15 protein-coding genes are annotated in these 21,086 nt (G+C 45.5%); 1 reads left to right on the forward strand and 14 read right to left on the reverse strand.

The annotated features are described in order from the left end of the window. Positions 1-45: 45 nt before the first annotated feature. The 14 genes from K6V30_RS02325 to K6V30_RS02390 all read right to left on the reverse strand — a co-directional run bounded on the left by K6V30_RS02325 (position 46) and on the right by K6V30_RS02390 (position 18,144). Positions 46-1,533 (reverse strand): MBOAT family O-acyltransferase, encoded by a 1,488-nt coding sequence (locus K6V30_RS02325; protein ID WP_055269537.1) that lies wholly within the window; start codon positions 1,531-1,533, stop codon positions 46-48. Then, entirely contained in the window at positions 1,520-2,428 is a 909-nt protein-coding gene (locus K6V30_RS02330; RefSeq protein WP_055269588.1) for an SGNH/GDSL hydrolase family protein, read from the reverse strand. The genes K6V30_RS02325 and K6V30_RS02330 overlap by 14 nt, the downstream gene beginning before the upstream one ends. After that, the gene (locus K6V30_RS02335) at positions 2,415-3,809 is read right to left on the reverse strand and encodes an SGNH/GDSL hydrolase family protein (RefSeq protein WP_055269538.1); all 1,395 of its coding nucleotides are present in this window, start codon (positions 3,807-3,809) and stop codon (positions 2,415-2,417) included. Before K6V30_RS02335 ends, K6V30_RS02330 begins: the two co-directional genes overlap by 14 nt. Positions 3,810-4,031: 222 nt before the next feature. Further along, positions 4,032-4,325, reverse strand: a complete 294-nt coding sequence (locus tag K6V30_RS02340) for a PG0541 family transporter-associated protein (RefSeq protein ID WP_008762066.1) — start codon at positions 4,323-4,325, stop codon at positions 4,032-4,034. 12 nt (positions 4,326-4,337) lie between these two features. Next, entirely contained in the window at positions 4,338-7,496 is a 3,159-nt protein-coding gene (locus K6V30_RS02345) for an efflux RND transporter permease subunit (RefSeq protein WP_055269539.1), read from the reverse strand. A gap of 30 nt (positions 7,497-7,526) precedes the next feature. Continuing rightward, the gene (locus K6V30_RS02350) at positions 7,527-8,543 is read right to left on the reverse strand and encodes an efflux RND transporter periplasmic adaptor subunit (RefSeq protein WP_010535547.1); all 1,017 of its coding nucleotides are present in this window, start codon (positions 8,541-8,543) and stop codon (positions 7,527-7,529) included. Positions 8,544-8,577: 34 nt separating this feature from the next. Beyond that, positions 8,578-9,924: a TolC family protein gene (locus K6V30_RS02355; protein ID WP_010535548.1), complete on the reverse strand. Its 1,347-nt coding sequence runs from the start codon at positions 9,922-9,924 to the stop codon at positions 8,578-8,580. A gap of 49 nt (positions 9,925-9,973) precedes the next feature. After that, the gene (locus K6V30_RS02360) at positions 9,974-10,624 is read right to left on the reverse strand and encodes a TetR/AcrR family transcriptional regulator (protein WP_010535549.1); all 651 of its coding nucleotides are present in this window, start codon (positions 10,622-10,624) and stop codon (positions 9,974-9,976) included. Positions 10,625-10,955: 331 nt separating this feature from the next. Further along, positions 10,956-12,455, reverse strand: a complete 1,500-nt coding sequence (gene hutH / locus K6V30_RS02365) for a histidine ammonia-lyase (protein ID WP_055269540.1) — start codon at positions 12,453-12,455, stop codon at positions 10,956-10,958. Next, positions 12,452-13,081: a cyclodeaminase/cyclohydrolase family protein gene (locus K6V30_RS02370; protein WP_055269541.1), complete on the reverse strand. Its 630-nt coding sequence runs from the start codon at positions 13,079-13,081 to the stop codon at positions 12,452-12,454. Before K6V30_RS02370 ends, hutH begins: the two co-directional genes overlap by 4 nt. 21 nt (positions 13,082-13,102) lie before the next feature. After that, positions 13,103-14,356 carry an imidazolonepropionase gene (gene hutI / locus K6V30_RS02375; protein WP_055269542.1) on the reverse strand — a complete coding sequence of 418 codons (1,254 nt, stop codon included), beginning with the start codon at positions 14,354-14,356 and terminating at the stop codon, positions 13,103-13,105. A 97-nt stretch (positions 14,357-14,453) separates the two neighbouring features. Continuing rightward, a complete protein-coding gene (gene ftcD, locus K6V30_RS02380; protein ID WP_008762058.1) occupies positions 14,454-15,356 on the reverse strand; it encodes a glutamate formimidoyltransferase in 903 nt (300 codons plus the stop codon). 28 nt (positions 15,357-15,384) lie between these two features. Beyond that, positions 15,385-17,376 carry a urocanate hydratase gene (locus K6V30_RS02385; RefSeq protein WP_055269543.1) on the reverse strand — a complete coding sequence of 664 codons (1,992 nt, stop codon included), beginning with the start codon at positions 17,374-17,376 and terminating at the stop codon, positions 15,385-15,387. Positions 17,377-17,496: 120 nt separating this feature from the next. Next, positions 17,497-18,144, reverse strand: coding sequence for a DUF6563 family protein (locus K6V30_RS02390; protein ID WP_055269590.1), 648 nt, complete (start codon positions 18,142-18,144; stop codon positions 17,497-17,499). Positions 18,145-19,256: 1,112 nt separating this feature from the next. Here K6V30_RS02390 and K6V30_RS02395 point away from each other — a divergent pair. Next, positions 19,257-21,071, forward strand: coding sequence for a MutS family DNA mismatch repair protein (locus tag K6V30_RS02395; protein ID WP_010535555.1), 1,815 nt, complete (start codon positions 19,257-19,259; stop codon positions 21,069-21,071). Positions 21,072-21,086: the final 15 nt, after the last annotated feature.

The raw sequence follows: 21,086 nt of genomic DNA on the forward strand, positions 1-21,086 counted from the left end.
CTATCACGCTGCAAAGTAATTCTTCATTCATCATTCTTCATTCATTTAAAACTGGAAATAAATAAACGGCTGAATCTCCGAACTCTTCATCTGGATAACCAGATAGATCAAAGCTACCATCAGCAGGGCTTTCCCTAAAAACGACAGACGAATGACTCCACGACAAGCAGCATTTTCCCAACTATCCGGGGTGAAATGGAGTAAAAAGCCGAGTAGCATCAAAGCAAACACACGCCAGTAACCCTCAATCAACTGTGGGAAAAGTTGCGGACGGAAGGTGGTGAATATCTGCCTCAGCATGTCCATCGAGTTCTGAAAATCGGCATTACGGAAGAAAATCCAGCAGAGACAGACAAAGTGGAAAGTGATAATGACTCCGAATACACGACGCCAGCCATGACTTTGCTCTCCTTTCTTACGACCGGTGATGGACATCCACATTTTATGCAACGCCAAAGCGATGCCGTGAAAGGTCCCCCAAAGCACAAAGTTCCAGGAAGCACCGTGCCACAGTCCACCCAAAAACATGGTAATAATCAGATTCAGATATTGGCGAAACTTGCCTTTCCGGTTTCCTCCCAAGGAGATGTACAGGTAATCGCGCAACCAGCTGGACAATGAAATATGCCACCGCCGCCAGAATTCGGTGATAGAAGCAGACTTATAAGGAGAATTAAAGTTGAGATTGAAATGAAAGCCCAGTAATAGAGCAATACCGATAGCCATATCACTATATCCGGAGAAGTCACAGTAAATCTGCAAAGCATAACCATATACTCCCATCAGATTCTCAACACCGGAATAAAGGGTGGGATTGTCAAAGATACGCTCTACAAAATTGACACTGATATAATCGGAAATAATAGCTTTCTTGAACAAGCCGGAAAGAATGAGGAAGATTCCTCGCCCGAACATTTCCTGAGAGACGAAAAGCGGTTTCCTGATTTGCGGGATAAAGTCACGGGCGCGTACGATAGGCCCTGCCACCAACTGCGGGAAGAAAGATACATAAAACGCATAATCCAGTATGTTTGTCAAAGGCTTGATGTCTTTCCGGTAAACATCGATAGTATAGCTCAATGACTGGAAAGTGAAGAATGAGATACCCACAGGCAAGAATATATCGAGTGCGGTAAACTCTCCTCCCATCAGCGAGGCAATCACCCCTCCCAGGAAATTAGTGTATTTAAAATAAGCAAGAAGTCCCAGATTGACTCCCAGACTCAACGTTACCAGCCCCTTACGCTTCCAACGCCCTTCGGTACGGTCCATCCATTGCGCCAGCAGAAAGTCGCAAACCGTGACCAAAGCCAACAGAAAAAAGTATGTACCACTACTCTTATAATAGAAATAATAAGAGAAAAGCGTTACAAACAGGATACGGGCTGTATACTTACGCTGCAACAGTGCATATACTACCATAAAGGCAGCAAACAGCCAGAGGAAGATACCACTACTGAATATCATCGGTGCCTGCGGATCGTAGGCAAGCACATCTTTTAAACGGCTGAAGTCAATATCAATGGGAAACATAATCGTTATAAGCTTGGATAAAGGCCTGGTATAATAAATTTCCCTGCAGGATGTATCCTTCGGGTAAATAATGTACATGATCGGGACGCATCAGTTTCGCTTCCGTCCAGTTGGTGCAGGCACGTCGCTTGCCCCCTACTACATCGTACATATCCCAAACGAGCAGGCGGTGGTCTTTAGCGTAGCGACGAATCGTTTCTGCCGCTGTAACTGTGCGGGGATTGATGGCGTATGTCCGTTTCCGCCGTCTCTGCCGGAAACTTTCGTAAGAACCCGGAGGAGTGGTCAGGAGAATGGGGGTATTGGGAAGGCTGTCACGCAACAGTTTGATAAACTCGTCCATCTGGTTATAATGCAGATTGACATTATACCGGCGATTGTGACTCTCGTTTGTTCCAAAAGAGAGAATCAGCAATTCGGGCTTCAAGGCTACAATATCCGCAATACGTCCCGGATGGGTAAACGTCAGACAAGTGGCTCCGTTCACTCCCATATCCGTATAAGAGACAGCCCCAAACGTTTCTTTCAGCAGCGTTCCCGTAGTTTGCGGATAGATATGCCCCCGAATATGGCTGTCACCAATATGAAGAATACGCACCGTATCTTCGGAAAGGCCGGCACGCACCTGACGAAGCCGTTCAAATACGGGTGTCAACAAAGCAATGCTGTCGATAATCTCATTCCTACCGGTTTCGCGGAAAGCGGAGGGAAAAGATGTCTGCACCGGGATCGTGTCATTTGCCCAGTTCATTTCCCGCAAAGGCTTTATGTGCTTCAAGGTCTTCCCCAATGAAGGACAAGCAGGGATACGGTCTTGCGCCATTCCCTCCGGAAGAAAAGAGAAAACTCCGGAAAAGACTAAGATAAAGATACGCAACAGGCTACTTTTGTTCATAAGCACGCCTCCTGTCATATTGTTCCTTACCGTATATCAATGTTTCATAAAGCAATCCGGCCAGATGCTTGCCTCCGCGAAAGTTGATATGCGTATAATCATAGTTCGCCATCGAAGGTTTGGCATGTACCAAATTCGCCATACTGCCCTCGCCGCCCATCGCTTCGAACATATTCCAAAAAGCAATGCCGCTCTCGGCAGCAATGTTCTGCTGATAGCGAATCAGGTTCTTGACTCCCGGCATAGTACGAAGTTCACCGTCTTCAGTCTTATAATCACGGTCACCGACACTTAACAGCAAAATACTCGCCTGTGGAAAACAGTTCTTCAGATGCTCGATAGAAGTAAGCAGCCCTTTCTGATAGTTATCATAATTGCGTCCACGCTCGGTAGCCACGTTCAATCCGTATTCAAGAATAATCAGGTCATAAGGACGTTGCTCGTTAAACTGACGGAGCATTTGTTGCGGAATACCACGCAATGACAAGCCGGAACTACCGCGCAAAGAAAAGTTATCGAGAATGATTCCTTTCTTTCCATCCATGGCCAATCCGTAGAAAAGGGTGGAGTCGGCACGATCTACCGTCCACCGTACAGAGCCGATACGCCCCTCTACAGAAATCTTTTGCAAATCACCGGAAGGTGCTAAAGAGTAGTTCTTATTCTCTCCCCGGTTCACACGTGCAGTAAGATAAACGGAATCTTTATTGTAGAAGAAAATCGAAGCTCGCTGGCAAGTGTCAAGAAGCGAAGCATATTTGCTTTGCCCTCTCAACTCGACGTATGCCCCTTCACGGGGAATAAAGTAATGTCCGGAAATACCTTGCTTCTTTTTATCGAAATAGACACTGTCCGTCACCGCATGGCTGGACCATCCCCCGAAGGTATGGCGCACAGTAGGACGATAGCCACTCGTCATCGAAGTAATCGTGACAAATCCCACACCACAACCTCCAAAACGTTTCTGAAGCATTTCGCGCAAATCAGCCGTGAATATATCCGCCTCTATGAAAGAATCACCGAAAACGGCTATACGCACCAGTCCGTCATCCTCCGGATTCGAAGAAGAAGTACGATCGAGTGCTTCATAAAAAGAAGCCATACCACAACGGGTGGAGTCACCGTAATCTTCAATACAAGTCATGCCTGCACGACATGTATCAACAAAAGCCGGCTTTACAACCGGAGGTAAAGGTATACTGTCAGAATCGGCTGCCGCCACTTCTTGCTTCGGATAGCGAAGATCACTTAAAATATCGACACGCCTCATCGTGTGTCCGTCGATTGTTATAGCCGGAAGCCAATAAAGTCCGAGCAGCGCTGCAAACACTGTCAGTACAAACCATAACGAATATTTCAGGTAGTTTTTGATAATCTTCATCTTATAAATAGATATAGGCTCTCCTTTTCGTTCTTGTTTTTTACCCGGTGCCGAACCACCCCTTCATCGGTGCCGGAGGAGGTCTTCATCGGTGCCGGAGCACAAGTTCATCGGTGCCAAACGTTTTCGGGCTACAAAGATAGACAAAAGAGAGAATAAAGAAGGGAGAATCTACATTATTTATAGATTCTCCCTTCTGATTATTTATTCACAGTACGAGCGCTAGATCGTCCGTTCAATGTTCCATACAAATGCACGCAAGCCCAACTGTTCGGTCTGCAAGTCCATCTTGTGCAGTGTATCCAGCAACGGGTCAACTTTATTGTCATCAACTACCGTAAGGATAGCAGAACACATGCTAGGCCAGGCATGGCTGCCGAAGTGCGGATCACCTGTCTTTGAACCACGTCCCTGCACCTTTTCCAAATATGTAAAGCCACGGCAGTTCAGACGGTCGAGCAATGCCATAATCCGTTCGTAATAAGCCTGGTCGAATGTTATCAATACTGATTTCATATTTCTTTTCTGTTATTTCTTAATAATTTCGTCTTTATGTTCCTGGAAGTAAACATCCAACTCGCGCTGACGATGAAGTTTACGACGTCGGTTCTTGATACCGGTTCCGGCAAATACACAGTACAAGGTAGGAATCAGAATCAAAGTAAGAATAGTCGATATTGTCAGACCACCGATAACGGCAATCGCCATCGGACTCCACATTTCAGAACCTTGTCCGCCACCGATAGCCATCGGGATCATACCCAAAACCGTAGTGGCTGTCGTCATCAATACCGGACGCAGACGGCTCTTGCCGGATGTCACCACAGAGTTGATGACTGCCATACCCCGCTCTCGACAGAGGGTGATATAGTCAATGAGCACAATACCATTCTTCACCACAATACCAATCAACATGATACCTCCCAGCAAACTCATTACACTCAACGTACTGCCTGTGAAGAACAATGCCATCAAGACTCCACTAAATGCAAACGGCAGAGAGAACATGATAATGAACGGATAAGTCAGTGACTCAAACTGTGCTGCCATTACGATGAACACAAGAATGACAATCAGAATACCCAGTGTTCCCAAATCACGGAACGAATCCTGCTGGTCCTCGAACGAACCGGAAATCTGAATGGTCACTTCCCCCGGAAGTTCCATCTTATCGATAATCTTATTTCCGGCTGCTACTACGTCACCCAACGGAGCTCCCGAAATAACGGCGGACACAGTAACGATACGTTCACGGTCTTTACGTTCGATGGTAGGGGGCGCGAAACGTTCTACTACCTTTCCGACATCCTTCACGCGTACTGATTCTCCTTTTGCATTATAAATAAGGATATTCTCGAGGCTTTCCAGACTGGTACGATATTCGGGTGCATAACGCACTTTGATATCATACTCATCTCCATCCTCACGATATTTGGAAGCAACGGCACCATTGATACGATTACGCAAATAATTACCTGCAGTAGCCAGGTTCAGTCCGTGCATCGCCAGTTTCTCGCGGTCGAAATCAACCTGATATTCAGGCTGGTAATCGCTACGGCTGATGTTAACCTCAGTTACACCTTTCACGTTCAGCAATTCACGTTTCAAACGGGCGGCCACGCTATCGGTCGTCGTCATATCATATCCGTATATCTCAAAATCGGCACTTGCCTGAGCAGACATACCGGTATTGCTACCTCCCAGAATAACCTGTGCTTTACTGAACTCCGGATAAGCTTTCAAGTCCTGACGCATCTCATCGCAGACTGTTTCCAGCGAAATATCACGGTCGCCCGGGTCCACCAGACTGATGTTGAAGGAAATGATATGCGAACCGTTGTCCTGCATAGAAGCCCAAGTATTATCGGAATCTGCCTGACCTACAGTATAGTTACATACCTTCATGATGTCCTTATACTTCGTCAGCCACTGATTAGTCAGTTTCTCTGAAAGTTCCTGCGCTATTTCCTTTCGTGTACCGATCGGCAACTCAAGCTGAACAGCGATACGGGCATTATCCTGTGCAGGGAAGAACTCCGTACCAATGCCTTTTGCACAAAGCAAACTGACAACAAAGAAAGCGATACAGCTCACAATCACAATCGGACGATGACGAACTGCCCAGTTCAGCATCTTCGCATACCCGGTATCGAGTCCGTCTAACGCCTTCTCAATCGGAGTAAAGAAGAGCTTGAACATTTTCGACGGTCTCTTTTGCAGGCGGAGTAATTGCGAACAGAGCATCGGGGTCAGTGACAATGCCGCCACAGTAGACACAAACATGATGGCACACATCATCCAGCCCAACTGCTTGAAAAGTACACCGGACATACCGCTTACCATTGTCAACGGGAAGAACACGGCAATCATGGTCAGTGTAGAAGCGATTACGGAAATCGCCACCTCATTCGTTCCATGCACTGCAGCCTGTTTCGGGTCCGAGCCACGCTCAATATGCGTCGTCACATTCTCAAGTACCACAATCGCATCATCCACCACCATACCGATGGCAATAGACAGAGACGAAAGCGAAATAATATTAATCGTATTTCCGGTAATTGCCAGATATATGAAAGAGGCAATCAATGAAAGCGGAATCGTGATACAGATAATCAACGTCGCGCGCCAGCGTCCTAAGAAAAGGAACACGACAATCACAACGAACAACAGAGCGTACATTACAGTTTCTGCCAAACTGTCAATCGTGTTCAGGATGTTATCGGAAGTATCTACAATCACTCCCAGCTTCACGTCACTCGGCAGATTCTTCTGCAAGCGCGGAAGGGCTTCTTCTACTTTACGGGAGATTTCTACAGAATTGGCTCCCGACTGCTTCTGAACTACAATCATTGCCCCCTGCACACCATTATTGTAAGTCTCCTGCGCACGTTCTTCTACTGTGTCAACAATTCGTGCCACATCACGCAGAAATACATTGGCTCCATTGTGCGTACCGACTACGATATCCGCCAACTGCCGGGAATCGTCAAATTCTCCTTCCACACGGAGTGCATACGTCTCACTACCGATATCGAAGTTACCACCCGGAATATTCTTGTTTTCGGCTCCGATAATAGAGCTGATTGTCTCAATGCTCAGATTATACGCTTCCAGCTTATTGGGGTCGCAGTATACCTGAATCTCACGCTGCGGTGCACCACTGATGGACACCGTACCCACACCGGGGATACGTGCCAGAGGGTTAACCACACGGTCATCCAATATTTTGTAAAGCGCAGCCTGGCTCTCATTAGCCTGTACCGAAAGCAATACAATAGGAATCATGTCCGTACTGAACTTGAAGATGATCGGATTCTCGACATCATCCGGAAGCTGAGAACTTACCATGTCAAGTTTGTCACGCACATCATTCGTCAGCACGTCAATATCATTACCAAACTCAAATTCCAGCGTAATCAATGACATGTTCTCGGAAGAACGAGAGGTAATATGTTTCAGGTTACTCACCGCATTCAAGGTATTCTCCAGCGGTCGGGTAACGTTATTTTCTATATCCGAAGCACTTGCGCCAGGATATGCGGTCATTACCATGATCGTATTTGTATCAATATCCGGATACAAGTCGATAGGTAACTTAGACAAAGAGAAAAGACCAAAAATCACCACTGCCAGAAAGCAGAGGGAGGTCATAATCGGTTTCTTAACCGCACCTTCGTATAAACTCATTTCTTTATCGTGATTAGTTTAATAGTGATTTTACTTCTCGATCTCTACTTCTGTACCGTTTATCAGACGTGCCTGTCCGGCCACTACCACCTGTGAGTTATCGGGCACACCGGATTTCAGCTCATACTCCGAGCCCATACGTCTGCCTAACTCTACTTTGTTGTAAGACACCTTGCCATCTTTATAAACGTACACATAGCGATCACCGGAACCTGCCTGTTTCACAATAGCCAAGTCGGGCACTACGACATTATCCGCCGTACCGAAGTTCAGAGTAGCACGGGCAAACATTCCCGGACGTACACGCTGATCTTTGTTGTCCAACTTGATCTCGATCTGGAAAGTACGGGTAGTTGCGTCGATAGTCGGATAGATCAGGCTGATAGTTCCCTTGAACAGTTCGTCACCATATACATCCAGCTTCACATCTACCGGTTCACCTTTCTTCACTTTCGTGAAATAGGTTTCAGAAACGTTGATCATCAGCTTGACCGGAGTAATCTGCTCGACTACCAATACCGGACTGCCTCCGCTATACATATCACCATTATCATAATTACGGGCAGTGATTACTCCATTGATCGGGCTCAACAGGAAAGTATTCTCCACCAGATTATCATAGGCAGTCTGCTTCACATCGAGCTGCATCTTCGAAGCATCCCACTCTGATTTAGAAGCACCACCTACTTTATATAGCTCGTCAATACGATTAAATTCTATTTTCTGATTGTCCAGTTGCAGTTTCGTTTGTGTCAGATTGGCTGCATCCATCTGTACCAACTTCTGACCTTTGGATACACGGTCGCCCACTTCTACCAGAATCCGGTCGATGCGGACAGGTGACGAAGGAGCAATGTTGTTCTTTACTTCAGCTTCCACCGTCGCTGTGTAATCCTGTATCTGATCTACGGGACGGGCCGTTACATCAGCCACTTTTACTCTAGGCTTCTCGTCTTCCTGTTTCAAAGCAGCCTTATCTTTTCCACCCGTACATGAGGTCATAACTACTGTCAATAGCAGAGCCACTAATTGGATACCTTTTTTCATATTCCTTAGTTGTAATTTTAGTTGTCTATCTTCTTTATTGTTTTCCCAAAACCTGATCAAGGTCAGCCTTCGCTGTCAGGTAATCGTAGATTGATTGATTATAAGTAAGTTGTGCCTGTGTCAGGGATACTTGCGAACTATTAAGTTCGAGTACGGTTCCCTTACCTACTTCGTAACGTTTTCCGGCAATCTGCACCGCTTTTTCAGCTTGCATCACGTTTTCCTTGTTGCTGACAACCTGTTCTGAACTGGCAGTCATATTGTTACGGTAGCTTACTACTTGCATATTCAGCTTTCTCTCCGTATCAATGCGGTTCCAGTCGAGCTGGCGCATCTGGATGCGGGCTGATTTTACTTTCGTAAAGTTGCTCGCTCTATACAAAGGAATACTCAGATTGAACATCAAAGATGAACTGTTGCTCCATGTATAATCAAAGAAATTGATATTCGGATTATACAAAGACTGATACTGATAAGAGAAACTCATCGACAAAGTAGGTATAAAGTTCGTTCTCAACGACTTCACGTTCTTTTCGAGCAACTTCATATTCAACTCAAACTGCTTCATCGTCGTATTATTATCCAAACTCATATCTTCTTCTTTCAACTGATTGGCAAACAGCATTGATTCGTAGTTTGTCAGATTATCGTCAGTCTTAATATCTACATCTGCCGTAATTCCCATCAGCACTTTCAACTGGAGTTTCGCCAGCGTCACAGCATTAGCGGCAGAAATTACATTTGGTTTGATGCTACGCATCTGCACCTCTGCACTGATCTTATCAAATTCGCTGACTGCTCCTTGTTGATATTTAGCGTTCACAACGTTGAAATTATCTTCTGCCAACTTATAACTGCCCTGAAGTACTTCATAACTATCCTGAGCAAGCATCAGCTGATAATAAGCTTTAGTTACCTGATTGATCAGATCCAGTTCGGAAGCACGTGACTTCTCTACCGCCAGTTCGATATCCGTCTTTGTCATTGACATAGCCCGGTAAACTGCCGGTGCAAACAAAGGTAGGTTAATGCTCAGTCCGGCATTAGCGGTATTCGTACCGTCTTGCCCCATCTTGAACGACATGTCGTTCAGTTTCATTTCAGCCGCTTTGATCGTGTGATCCAGTGATCCGTTTAGGCTTGCTTCAGGTAGCAGACTCTGCCACGCTTCCTTACTTGCAACTTTCTTCAAGGCAATTTCTTCTGCTGCCACCTTTATCGTAGGATTCTCATCCAACGCTATTTCCAGGGCTTTATCCAGCGTCAGCGTCAGCGTATTCTGCGCTGTCTGTTCTGTCTGAGCCTTTGCAAAGCCAAACGCACAGAGCGCCATTGCTGTCAGAAGCATTTTCTTGCCTGTCAATCTTTTCAATCTGTTCATAAACTCGTTTCTATTTGATCCTTAATTGTTTGTCATCCGAATCTTACTCCTATTGTTGTTCGACCCGGTTTTTACGATATTCTGATATAAATTCTTCTAAAACTCTGGCTCCTTTTTCCGTGGAAATACCACGTATATAAGTAAACATGATGGATTCGTATACTTCTATAAAAGGATATTCGTTGCAAATATCCGTATTCAACAACACATCGAACTGTTCGCGTACCAACAGGTTGACTATCTCAAAGTTGACATCCGAACGAAAAATACCTTGCTCCACACCCGACTTAAAAAAAGACATCGTCTTTTCCGAGTCACTTTCACTACGGTCTTTCATCATTGCATACACCTTCGGATATTTCTTGATATCCTCAAAAAAGCGTTTATTTGTCTGGTGAAAGATCTCAATACTCTTCTGAAAAACAGCAAGTATAACCTCCAGCACATTATTAGATTGTTCGTATATTGCCTGTAAGTATTTGTCTCTTTCAGCCTGTTTATGCAGAATACACTCCTTCAATAATGATTCCTTATCTGCAAAAACCTCATAGAGCGTACGTTTGGAAATTCCCAATGCTGCCGCAATGTCATCCATCGTAATACACTTAATACCTTTCAAAGTAAAAGCTTCTGTCGCGGTCATTATGATCCGTTCTCTCAACTCTGCCTTTTGGGACGCGTCTCTTCCATGCTCCATCATCACTCTTTTTTAGATTTTGTTAGACTCAGTTTACTATAAATTCACCACTTTAGGGGAAAAACGGAACAAAGATATATAGAAAACTCAATTAACAAATCAAGTTTCCTTTTATTTATAGCCCATTTGATAAATATTATCATTCACTAGAGGTATATGAAAACAAGTGTTAATAGGAAATACAGAGCAAAAGTAAGGAATAGCGGTATATGAAGTAAAGTTTTATCGTTATGAAGAGGGAAATAACCGGTAAATGCCGGATAAATACCGATAAGAATCGATATGTTATCCGGCAGTAACAGTCACCCATTATTAACGATAAACAAAAGGAGGTTTAGTACTCTAACTTAGTCCTTTTTAAAAAAGCAACTGTTTTATGTATCTCTTTGTACATCACGATGTCATCTTTCACAAAAGGCACTTCTTTCCGATAAGCATTCAGGAAACTCTCCAAAAGCGGAGAGGTTTTCAACGGACGGCGGAAATCGATACCCTGTGCGGCATTCATCAGTTCGATAGCAAGGATATGCTCCAGATTATCCATCACTTTATAAAGTTTAGTCGCGGCATTGGCGCCCATACTTACGTGGTCTTCCTGTCCATTAGACGAGACAATGGAATCGCTTGACGCGGCATAACAGTACATTTTGTTCTGGCTGACCATAGATGCAGCGGCATATTGTGGAATCATGAAACCGGAATTTAGTCCCGGATTGGCTACCAGAAACTCCGGAAGTTCACGGAGCCCCATGATCAATTGGGAAACACGACGTTCGGAAATATTTCCCAGTTCTGCCAAAGCAATGGCGAGAAAGTCATAGGAAATGGCAAGTGGCTGGCCGTGAAAATTTCCACCGGAGATGATTCTGTCTTCATCAGGAAAGATCGTGGGATTGTCTGTAACGGAATTAATTTCAGTCAGCAACACGGAAGAAACATAGCGGATAGCATCTTTCGTTGCGCCATGCACTTGCGGGATACAGCGAAAAGAGTAAGGATCTTGCACGTGCGCCTTAGGACGCTCGATCAGTTCACTGCCAGCCAGCAGCTTACGAAAGGCCTCTCCTGTTTCTATCTGTCCGGGATGAGGGCGTATCTGTTGGATACAATCCATAAACGGGTCAATGCGCCCGTCAAAAGCCTCAAGAGAAAGGGCAGCTATCAAATCGGCCTTTTTAGAGAGACGGAAGGCTTTGAGAATAGCAAACACACCATTGGCACTCATGAACTGTGTACCATTGAGCAACGCAAGCCCTTCCTTGCTCATGAGCCGGACGGGCTCCCAGCCAAATTCGTCGAGTACGCTGATTGCTTCGCATTTCTTTCCTTTATAGTTAACGTCGCCTACACCAATCAGAGGAAGAAACAGATTTGCTAATGGGGCAAGATCGCCGGAAGCACCCAAAGAACCACGATCGTAGACAATGGGCAGTACGTCGTTATTGAAAAAATCGAGAATACGCTGTACGGTAATAAGTTGTACGCCACTGTGCCCCAACGAGAGAGCATGGGCTTTGAGCAGCATCATCAGTTTGATAATGACAGGACGAATTTCTTCTCCTACACTGCAAGCATGGCTCTTGATGAGGTTTTCCTGTAAGGTTCCCAATTCGTCGGGAGATATATTTTTAGTACATAAAGAACCAAAGCCTGTAGTAATGCCATATAAAGGTTCTTCGGAAGCAGCTATTTTATGGTCGAGATAATCACGGCATTTCTGAATGCGGAGCTTGGCTTCGGGAGCCAGTTCCAGCTTCAGATTCTCGTTGATGATCCGTTCGATGATTTCGAAGGTCAGTTCTCCGGAACCTATTTGATACACATTCTTGCTCATACGCGTAAATCTTGGTTGACGGCATCCAGTAATTCTTTCTCTTTCCGGCAGGCGGTTTGCTCTATCCGGTCCGCTTCGGCTTGCAAGCCCTGGACAAATTCTTTGTCTTTGAGTACCCCCAGATTAATGCGGACATTCAGCAATGCCCCCAATACGGCGGATCGTGCCGCCATCATGGCTACACAGGCGTCTGTAATAGCGTTCCGGTTTCCCAGACGGGCGATGTCTGCTATGACGGGCATCACTTCAAGTGCTTTCCGGGCAACTTCCATCGGAATGAGGGCGGCATGCCTGGTGGCTTCCTGAATGGCAGCGCTGCGGGCAGCTTTTTCTTCATCGGTAGCTTTGGGAAGTTTAAAACAGGCAAAAACTTCATCATAGGCTTCGGAGTCTTTATCAATCAAGGCGACGAATTCTTTTTGGAATCGGGTGGTAAGCGTCTGTGCGTGCTGCATTACTTCTTCGCTGGCTTCATATCCTTTCTTTCCGATGGTGAGTCTCGTCACCATCGTGGCCAAAGCAGAAGCCAGCGCTCCGCCTAAAGCAGCAATACTGCCACCGCCGGGTACCGGATCATTGCCGGCTACCTTATCTAAAAAATCTTTTACGGTTAAATCTGCTAACATGGTATTTTATGCTTTTAGTTATCAATTGACGGGGTATAACATACCGCCTTTAATAGTCATGATGACACAGTTCATGCCTACGTAGTATGGCAGAATGTGATAATTGTCCGAATTCAGTATGACAAAGTCACCTTGCTTGCCTACTTCGATACTTCCGATCCGGTCTGCCCGATGAAGGGCAGCAGCTCCGTTCAGTGTAAGGGCAGTGATGGTTTCTTCGATGCTAAGTTTCATGTAAATACACGCCAAAGCAATGGTCAACGGGATGGAACCGGAGAAACAGCTTCCCGGATTCAAGTCTGTGGCAAGTGCTACGGCACAGCCGGCATCAATCATTTCACGACCGCGTGCATAAGGTTCTTTCAGCGCGAAAGCCGTCAGAGGCAGCAGGGTAGCTACTACTCCTGCATCGGCCATTGCACGGATTCCGGCATCGGAAGCCTGAAGCAGATGATCGGCAGACAAAGCGCCCAGTTCGGCAGCCAGCTCAGCGCCACCAAAGGAAACGATTTCATCGGCATGGAGCTTTAACAGGAAGCCTTGTTCTTTGGCTTCCCGAAGGAGACGGCGGGACTGTTCGACAGAGAAAACTCCTTGTTCGCAAAAGACATCACAACATTCGGCAAGTTCGTTCTCGCGGATAACGGGGAGCATTTCACGAATCAGAAAGTCGATGTATTCGTCTCCTCTTCCTTTATACTCTTCGGGAAGGGCGTGGGCTCCTAAGAAAGTGGATACAATGTCGATACGTTTGTGTTCGTCATTGTTCAGGCTGCGCATTATTTTCAGTTGCAGCAATTCTGTTTCCCGATCGAGTCCATAGCCGCTTTTGCCTTCTACCGTGGTGACTCCCATAGCACTCATCTTCTTCAGAAAACCTTCGGCTGCCGAGCGAAGTTTCAGGAAATTCATTTGCCGGGTAGCTTTTACGGTACTGGCTATCCCTCCGCCATGTTCCATGATGGACATATAGCTTTCGCCTTTCAGCCGCCATGAAAATTCTTCGGAACGTTCTCCGCCAAAAACAAAATGGGTATGCGAATCGACAAAGCCCGGAAGCAGGCAATGTCCCCGGGCGTTGTAATGCCAGTAATGCTGGTAGTAGCCGTCACGATCTTCGCCACGGCTCTCACCGACGTAAGTGATGATGCCTTTGGTCACTTCTACCGTTCCGTTTTCTATGATACGGAGTTGTCCCATTTCCGCACCTTTACGGGCGGAGGTTCCTGTCGGGGTGACAATACGGGCATTGAATATAATCAGGTTTTCACTCATTGATCTTTTATTATTCGGTTCTTACTATTTCAATCATAAGTCGATATAAGTTTCAGCAGCTTTATATCGGACACACATTATTTGAATACTCCGGGCGCTATTCCATGATACGCGCTTCCAGCACCTGCTGCATGGAGAAATTCTCCAGTCCTAAATAATAGGAGGCCGTATCTATCAGCGCTTCCATCGGCACCAGACCGATGATCTCACTTCCAACAATCGTCACTCCATAGCGGCGGGCCTCAATACGCACCAATTCGAAAGCACGGTAAAGGGCGGTGCGGGTGTAATCGGTCATATTAATGGATACTTGGGTGATATTCCGCTCTTTCAGTTCCACCCCCATTGCTTTGACGTAGCGGAGACCGCCGTTGATATGCCGGATATTCTTTGCTATCTTCGTGGCTATTTCAAGATTATTGGTACTCAGATTGATGTTATAAGCAACCAGCGGCATTCGGGCACCGATAGCTACCGTTCCGGCAGTGGGATGACGCTCGGCAGGACCGAAGTCGGGCTGCCATTCGGGAAGTCTGATTTTCTCCGCCATTCCTTCAAATTCTCCCTTACGGACGGAGGCCAGATTTTCCCGATGCGGAGCTGTGGCGGACTTTTCATACAGAAAGACAGGGAGATTATATAGTTCCGCCACCCGGGAAGCCACTTCTTTCGACAGGGCGACGGCTTCTTCCATCGTCGTATTCTTGATCGGAATGAAAGGAACCACGTCCACCGCTCCCATGCGGGGATGCTGTCCGCTATGATGGTTAAGGTCTATCAGACGGACAGCAATGCCGATAGCTTCAATGACTGCATCGCGCAAGGCTTCCGGTTCGCCAACCAAAGTGACTACCAGACGGTTATGATCTTCATCATTGCTATAGTCGAGCAGCTTCACGCCGGATTTGCCACGAAAAGGGGCTACTATCTTGTCTATTTTCTCCAAATCACGTCCCTCGCTAAAGTTGGGGACACATTCGATGATCTTACTCCAATTCATATTTATTTCTCTATTTCGTTACTTTCTATTACAATACTTCTTTTATTGTCTTTTTAATCAGCTCGTCATCAACCAGATAAGGCATCGTTATATGATACCCTTCCGAATGTGATTCATTGAAAGCCTCACTAGTTTCCATTGCATGCGGATTGCGAGCCCACGAACGGCGGGCCACTCCGCCCATCACATCCCAAAGCATAGCCGAACGAAGTATCTCGTCCACCCGTTCACTGCCGTCACATACCATGCCGAAGCCGCCATTAATCGCTTTTCCGATGCCGACTCCGCCGCCATTATGCAGGGCTACCAAGCTCATGCCACGGGCGCAGTTTCCGGCAAAACACTGCACGGCCATATCAGCCATGACATTACTTCCATCTTTGATATTCGATGTCTCACGAAAAGGCGAATCGGTTCCACTCACATCATGATGATCACGGCCCAACATGATCGGTCCTACTTCTCCCCGCCGTACCATTTCATTGAAACGGAGGGCGATATTCATTCTTCCCACGGCATCCTGATAGAGAATACGTGCCTGAGTACCTACTACCAGCCTGTTCTTTTCGGCGTCGCGTATCCAGTTATAATTATCCAGATCCTGTCCCCGTCGATTGACATCAATGCACTCCATTGCGGCACGGTCCGTTTTTATCAGATCTTCGTGCCTACCGCTCAGACATACCCATCGGAAGGGGCCATAACCATAATCAAAGAGTTGGGGTCCCATGATATCTTCTACATAACTCGGCCATATAAATCCGTCTTTCTCATCAACGCCATTGCGGGAAATCTCTTTCACTCCGGCATCATAAACCGCTTTCATAAAGGAGTTGCCATAATCGAAGAAGTAAGTGCCGCGTGCCACCAGTTTCCGGATTACCTCAAAATGGCGGCGCAAGGAAGCGTCTGCCAGACGACGGAACTGATCAGGGGATTCATGAAGAAGGCGGGTCCGCTCTTCGAAAGTCAAGCCTGCGGGACAGTAACCTCCTTCGTAAACGGCATGGCAAGAGGTCTGATCGGACAAAAGTTCAATATGAATCTGCTCACGTTCCGCATATTCCAGCAAATCGACGACGTTGCCATGATAGGCTACCGAGCAAGGTTCCCGACGTTCCATCGCTTCTTTTGCCAGACGGAAAGCCTCCGACAAGTCTTGTGTGACATGACCTACCCATCCCTGCCGATAACGTGTTTCGATACGGGAGCTATCGACTTCGGCTATAATAGAGGCTGCTCCGGCTATTTCGGCTGCCTTTGGCTGTGCCCCGCTCATTCCTCCCAAACCGGAAGATACGAAGAGGTGGCCACGCAAATCTTTGTCCTGCGGAATGCCGAGTTTCAATCGCCCGGCGTTGAGTAATGTGTTGAAAGTGCCATGAACAATACCCTGCGGACCGATATACATCCAGCCGCCCGCCGTCATCTGCCCATAGTTGGCAACTCCCATTTGTGCGGCAATGTGCCAATCGTGCTGATTGTCGAACTGGCCTATCATCATAGAGTTGGTAATAATAACGCGGGGAGCATCGGGACGGGAACGAAACAGTCCCAACGGATGTCCGGACTCAATGACCAGTGTTTGCTCAGGAGTAAGTTCTTCGAGATATTGCTTGATCAGGAGGTATTGCATCCAGTTCTGACAAACTTGGCCGGTTTCACCATAAGTAACAAGTTCATAGGGATACAACGCGATATCAAAACAGAGATTGTTGTCAATCATTACTTGAAAGGCTTTGCCTTCCACACATTTGCCACGATATTCATCAATCGGTCTGGCTTTCAGATCGCCTGCGGGGCGGAAGCGGTATCCGTAAATTCGCCCACGGGTACGCAATTCTTCCATAAATTCAGGTGCCAGTTGCTCATGCAATTCCAAGGGGATATAGCGCAATGCATTCTTCAATGCCGTAGCTGTCTGCGCCGACGTAAGCGTATAACTACGGTCGGGGGCCCTCCGGATACCTTCTATGAAAGCTGGGTAGGGAGGTAACGTGTTGCCAAGAGTTATCTTCATAATAAGCAGAATTAAGGATTACAAACTGTAAGCAATACAGTTCTATAACTCTTCGCAATATAGAAAAAAAGAAGAGAAAAGACAAAGGTTTTGGTAGATTTATTATCAGAAAGGTATTATTTATTCTTTCTGCTGCTCACCACACAGCATTTGCAGATACTTGAAGGTATGCTTCGCTTCCTGACTGTCTTTTGTAAGGTAGGCTTTTTTCCATTCCGGATGTTTTTCCAGCAGTTGCGCCATCTTTTCTTTTCCTACAAAATCAATCTTTCCGGTCTCACCGTTCAGCTCATAGCAGACCCGTTTAGTAACCAGACTTGAAGCAGCAAGAGCATCTCCCACATTTCCACCCAGTTTCACATCATCTTCTTCTGCAAATGTCCCACCGATTACCGACCCTAATGGCATCGCACAGAAATAGATATTTTTGCCCAACTGAACAGCCGGAGCATACCACGCCCCGAAACGCATCTTTTTATAACGCAACTTACGACAGTTGATAAATAAGTCTCCTTCAGAAGTACGCACCGCAAAACAACGCTTCTTCAACTGGCGGCACATAGATTCATCATTGCCTGCCGTTATCCGGTAGTCAGCCCCGCCTGTCAATAGAATCTGGCTTCTGGAACGCTTCTCTACTCGCAACACCGCAAGGGTATCGCCATCTTGAGCCATCAACTCTTTCAAGTTCGAATAAATGATATTCTGCGCAACTACCGGAAGGCTAATCACGCTTATCAGCAACCACAAAACATATCCTTTCTTCATAAGCCATCCTCCTTTCTTCATTCAACGCCTTTTCGAGTGGAAAGTTATAAATTTTAGCGCATAAATGCAAGAATGGAAAAAGAAATGTTGAAAAAAGAAGCCAAGAAGCCTCTTTCGCCTTCTTGGCACAGCACCTCTTACACGCAATTATCCCGGAAGCAAGTCAATCGCCCCCGAAGTTTGTTTACTCATGAGATACGGTTTATGGTTCTTTTTATAATCTTATCTTGTCTTTTTCCATCCTGAATATCAGGTGTTTTATCTGGTATATCAAGCATTAATACCTGTTATGACCGATATTATGACTTATACTGTGCCCCATACTGATGTAGCATACATAAGTAATCATAAAGAATAAGTTGTGACAATTTACATGGAAACAGACTCCATTCATATCCGTTTAAGTTTGCGACAATGTTTATCCGGACAAAGAAAGGATAAGCACCCGGGAACAACAGCAAATGAACGATTCATTATGCTATTATGCAGGCATGATTAATATATTCCGTCAGTAACAACAAATCGTTTCACGTACATGCTCCCATCAGTCCACGTACGTAAACCATTGAGCTCACATACGTGAACCGAACAGATCACGGACGTGAAACGAAAATATGAAACGAACAAAATATATTAGTCAAACCTTGTTTACAGGTTAAGGTTGCCGAGTCTTGTCTTAATATAGGCGGCATACAGGAAGTAATATATGGCATAAACAACGTACATTCATGCCTAAAAGGGAATTCTTAACACAAATAGGCAAAGGCTTTAAAAGAGTACACTTTCTACTGATAATCAACAAATTAACCGTATTATCTATTAAAAACAGGTGATAATAGAAAGCAGAAAAACATCTATTATCACCTTATTATCACCGGTTATTATCACCATTACTTGACTAATTATAAGACACTTATCACACAAAGGTGACAAGTGACAATAACAAAGTGTGTTTATTTCCTATGTAACTTTGCTCTAAACCATCACAACTTGCTTCATCACCGATTACTGAATGACCGTTAATAAAGAGTAAATCTGCTCTTTACAAAAACACGCTCCCATTCTGCTTTTTACGAATTATATTACCTTTGTCCGAAAAGCAATATAATCGTATGGAAAAACAAGAAAATATTATAGCAACCTATCAACAAATCATTCAGGAAACAGAACAACAACTACAAAAAGCGCAGAAACGCATTCGCTATATCAGCCTTCTGAGACTGATCTTATTCGTAGAAGCAGTAGCCTCCGCCATTATTTTTTGGTCTGATGGATGGTTAAAGCTCATCGTCTTTACCGTAATTCCCATCATCGCTTTCATTTGGCTGGTGCAAAGCCACAACCGATGGTTTTACTGGAAAGATTATCTCAAAAAGAAAATAGAAATCAATCAGCAGGAACTACGAGCACTGCAATATGACTTTTCCGACTTCGACAACGGAAAAGAATACATCGATCCGTCTCACCTCTATACTTTCGACTTGGACATATTTGGCGAGCACTCACTATTCCAGTATATCAATCGTACTTCGACCCCCATCGGCAAACAGCGTCTTGCCAACTGGTTCAATGCGCATCTGGAAGAAAAAGAAGCTATCGAACAACGTCAGGAAGCGATTCGGGAACTATCTTCAGAACTTGAGTTTCGGCAACAATTCCGCCTGCTCGGATTACTTTATAAAGGCAAGCCATCCGACACCTCTGAAATTAAAGAATGGGTAAACAGTCCGAGCGACTATCGGAAACACGCTTTCCTCCGTATCCTCCCGACAGCAGTAGGTATTATAAACCTCCTATGTATCGGCGCAACGATTCTGGGATTTCTCCCTGCAAGCATCAGCGGGATAGTATTTGCATGCTTTGTCGTATTCAGTTTTATCTTCTCAAAAGGAATAACCAAAATACAAGCGACGTATGGCGAAAAACTACAAATTCTGTCTACTTACGCCGACCAGATTCTCATCACCGAGAAAAAAGAGATGCACAGCCCTGCACTGCAACAACTGAAAGCCGAACTTACAAGCCAAAATCAAACAGCTTCCCAGTCCGTACATCGCCTTGCTAAACTCATGAATGCACTCGACCAACGAGGTAATCTGCTAATAAGCACCATCTTGAACGGCCTCCTATTTTGGGAACTCCGCCAAGTCATGCAAATCGAGAAATGGAAAGAAGTACACTCCGCAGATCTCCCCCGCTGGATCGAAGCTATCGGAGCAATTGATGCTTATTGTTCTCTTGCAACATTCTCATACAACCATCCGGATTACATCTATCCTCAAATAACTTCTCAGTCTTTCCATCTGCAAGCCGAAGCCTTAGGGCATCCGCTCATGGACCGCAATAAATGTGTCCGCAATGGAATCGATATGGAGAAACGCCCGTTCTTTATCATTATTACCGGCGCCAACATGGCAGGCAAAAGTACTTACCTGCGCACCGTAGGTGTCAACTATCTATTGGCTTGCATTGGTGCTCCTGTATGGGCTGCGAAAATGGAAATATTTCCCGCTCGTCTTGTCACCAGCCTCCGGACAAGTGATTCACTCACCGACAACGAATCTTACTTCTTCGCCGAACTCAAACGACTGAAACTAATCATTGATAAACTCAAAGCCGGAGAAGAATTATTTATCATCCTTGATGAAATTCTGAAAGGAACTAACTCTATGGATAAACAGAAAGGTTCTTTTGCCTTAATCAAACAGTTCATGAGCATGGATGCCAATGGTATTATCGCTACTCATGACCTACTGCTAGGCACACTAATAGATGCTTTTCCACAAAATATCCGGAATTATTGTTTCGAAGCGGACATTACCAACAACGAACTGACATTTTCATACCAGATGAGAAGCGGAGTCGCACAGAACATGAATGCGTGCTTCTTAATGAAAAAAATGGGGATTGCCGTCATCGACGGTTAATCCCCACATGTCAAA

It is taken from the genome of Bacteroides faecis, assembly GCF_020091505.1.
Classification (GTDB): domain Bacteria; phylum Bacteroidota; class Bacteroidia; order Bacteroidales; family Bacteroidaceae; genus Bacteroides; species Bacteroides faecis.

Excerpts from the sequence above, each read along its gene's own strand:
- K6V30_RS02370 (WP_055269541.1), bottom strand. The coding sequence starts at position 13,081 with ATGTTAGCAGATTTAACCGTAAAAGATTTTTTAGATAAGGTAGCCGGC.
- K6V30_RS02330 (WP_055269588.1), bottom strand. The coding sequence starts at position 2,428 with ATGAACAAAAGTAGCCTGTTGCGTATCTTTATCTTAGTCTTTTCCGGA.
- K6V30_RS02335 (WP_055269538.1), bottom strand. The coding sequence starts at position 3,809 with ATGAAGATTATCAAAAACTACCTGAAATATTCGTTATGGTTTGTACTG.
- ftcD (WP_008762058.1), bottom strand. The coding sequence starts at position 15,356 with ATGAATTGGAGTAAGATCATCGAATGTGTCCCCAACTTTAGCGAGGGA.
- hutI (WP_055269542.1), bottom strand. The coding sequence starts at position 14,356 with ATGAGTGAAAACCTGATTATATTCAATGCCCGTATTGTCACCCCGACA.
- hutH (WP_055269540.1), bottom strand. The coding sequence starts at position 12,455 with ATGAGCAAGAATGTGTATCAAATAGGTTCCGGAGAACTGACCTTCGAA.
- K6V30_RS02345 (WP_055269539.1), bottom strand. The coding sequence starts at position 7,496 with ATGAGTTTATACGAAGGTGCGGTTAAGAAACCGATTATGACCTCCCTC.
- K6V30_RS02325 (WP_055269537.1), bottom strand. The coding sequence starts at position 1,533 with ATGTTTCCCATTGATATTGACTTCAGCCGTTTAAAAGATGTGCTTGCC.
- K6V30_RS02395 (WP_010535555.1), top strand. The coding sequence starts at position 19,257 with ATGGAAAAACAAGAAAATATTATAGCAACCTATCAACAAATCATTCAG.
- K6V30_RS02385 (WP_055269543.1), bottom strand. The coding sequence starts at position 17,376 with ATGAAGATAACTCTTGGCAACACGTTACCTCCCTACCCAGCTTTCATA.
- K6V30_RS02390 (WP_055269590.1), bottom strand. The coding sequence starts at position 18,144 with ATGAAGAAAGGATATGTTTTGTGGTTGCTGATAAGCGTGATTAGCCTT.
- K6V30_RS02355 (WP_010535548.1), bottom strand. The coding sequence starts at position 9,924 with ATGAACAGATTGAAAAGATTGACAGGCAAGAAAATGCTTCTGACAGCA.
- K6V30_RS02360 (WP_010535549.1), bottom strand. The coding sequence starts at position 10,624 with ATGATGGAGCATGGAAGAGACGCGTCCCAAAAGGCAGAGTTGAGAGAA.
- K6V30_RS02340 (WP_008762066.1), bottom strand. The coding sequence starts at position 4,325 with ATGAAATCAGTATTGATAACATTCGACCAGGCTTATTACGAACGGATT.
- K6V30_RS02350 (WP_010535547.1), bottom strand. The coding sequence starts at position 8,543 with ATGAAAAAAGGTATCCAATTAGTGGCTCTGCTATTGACAGTAGTTATG.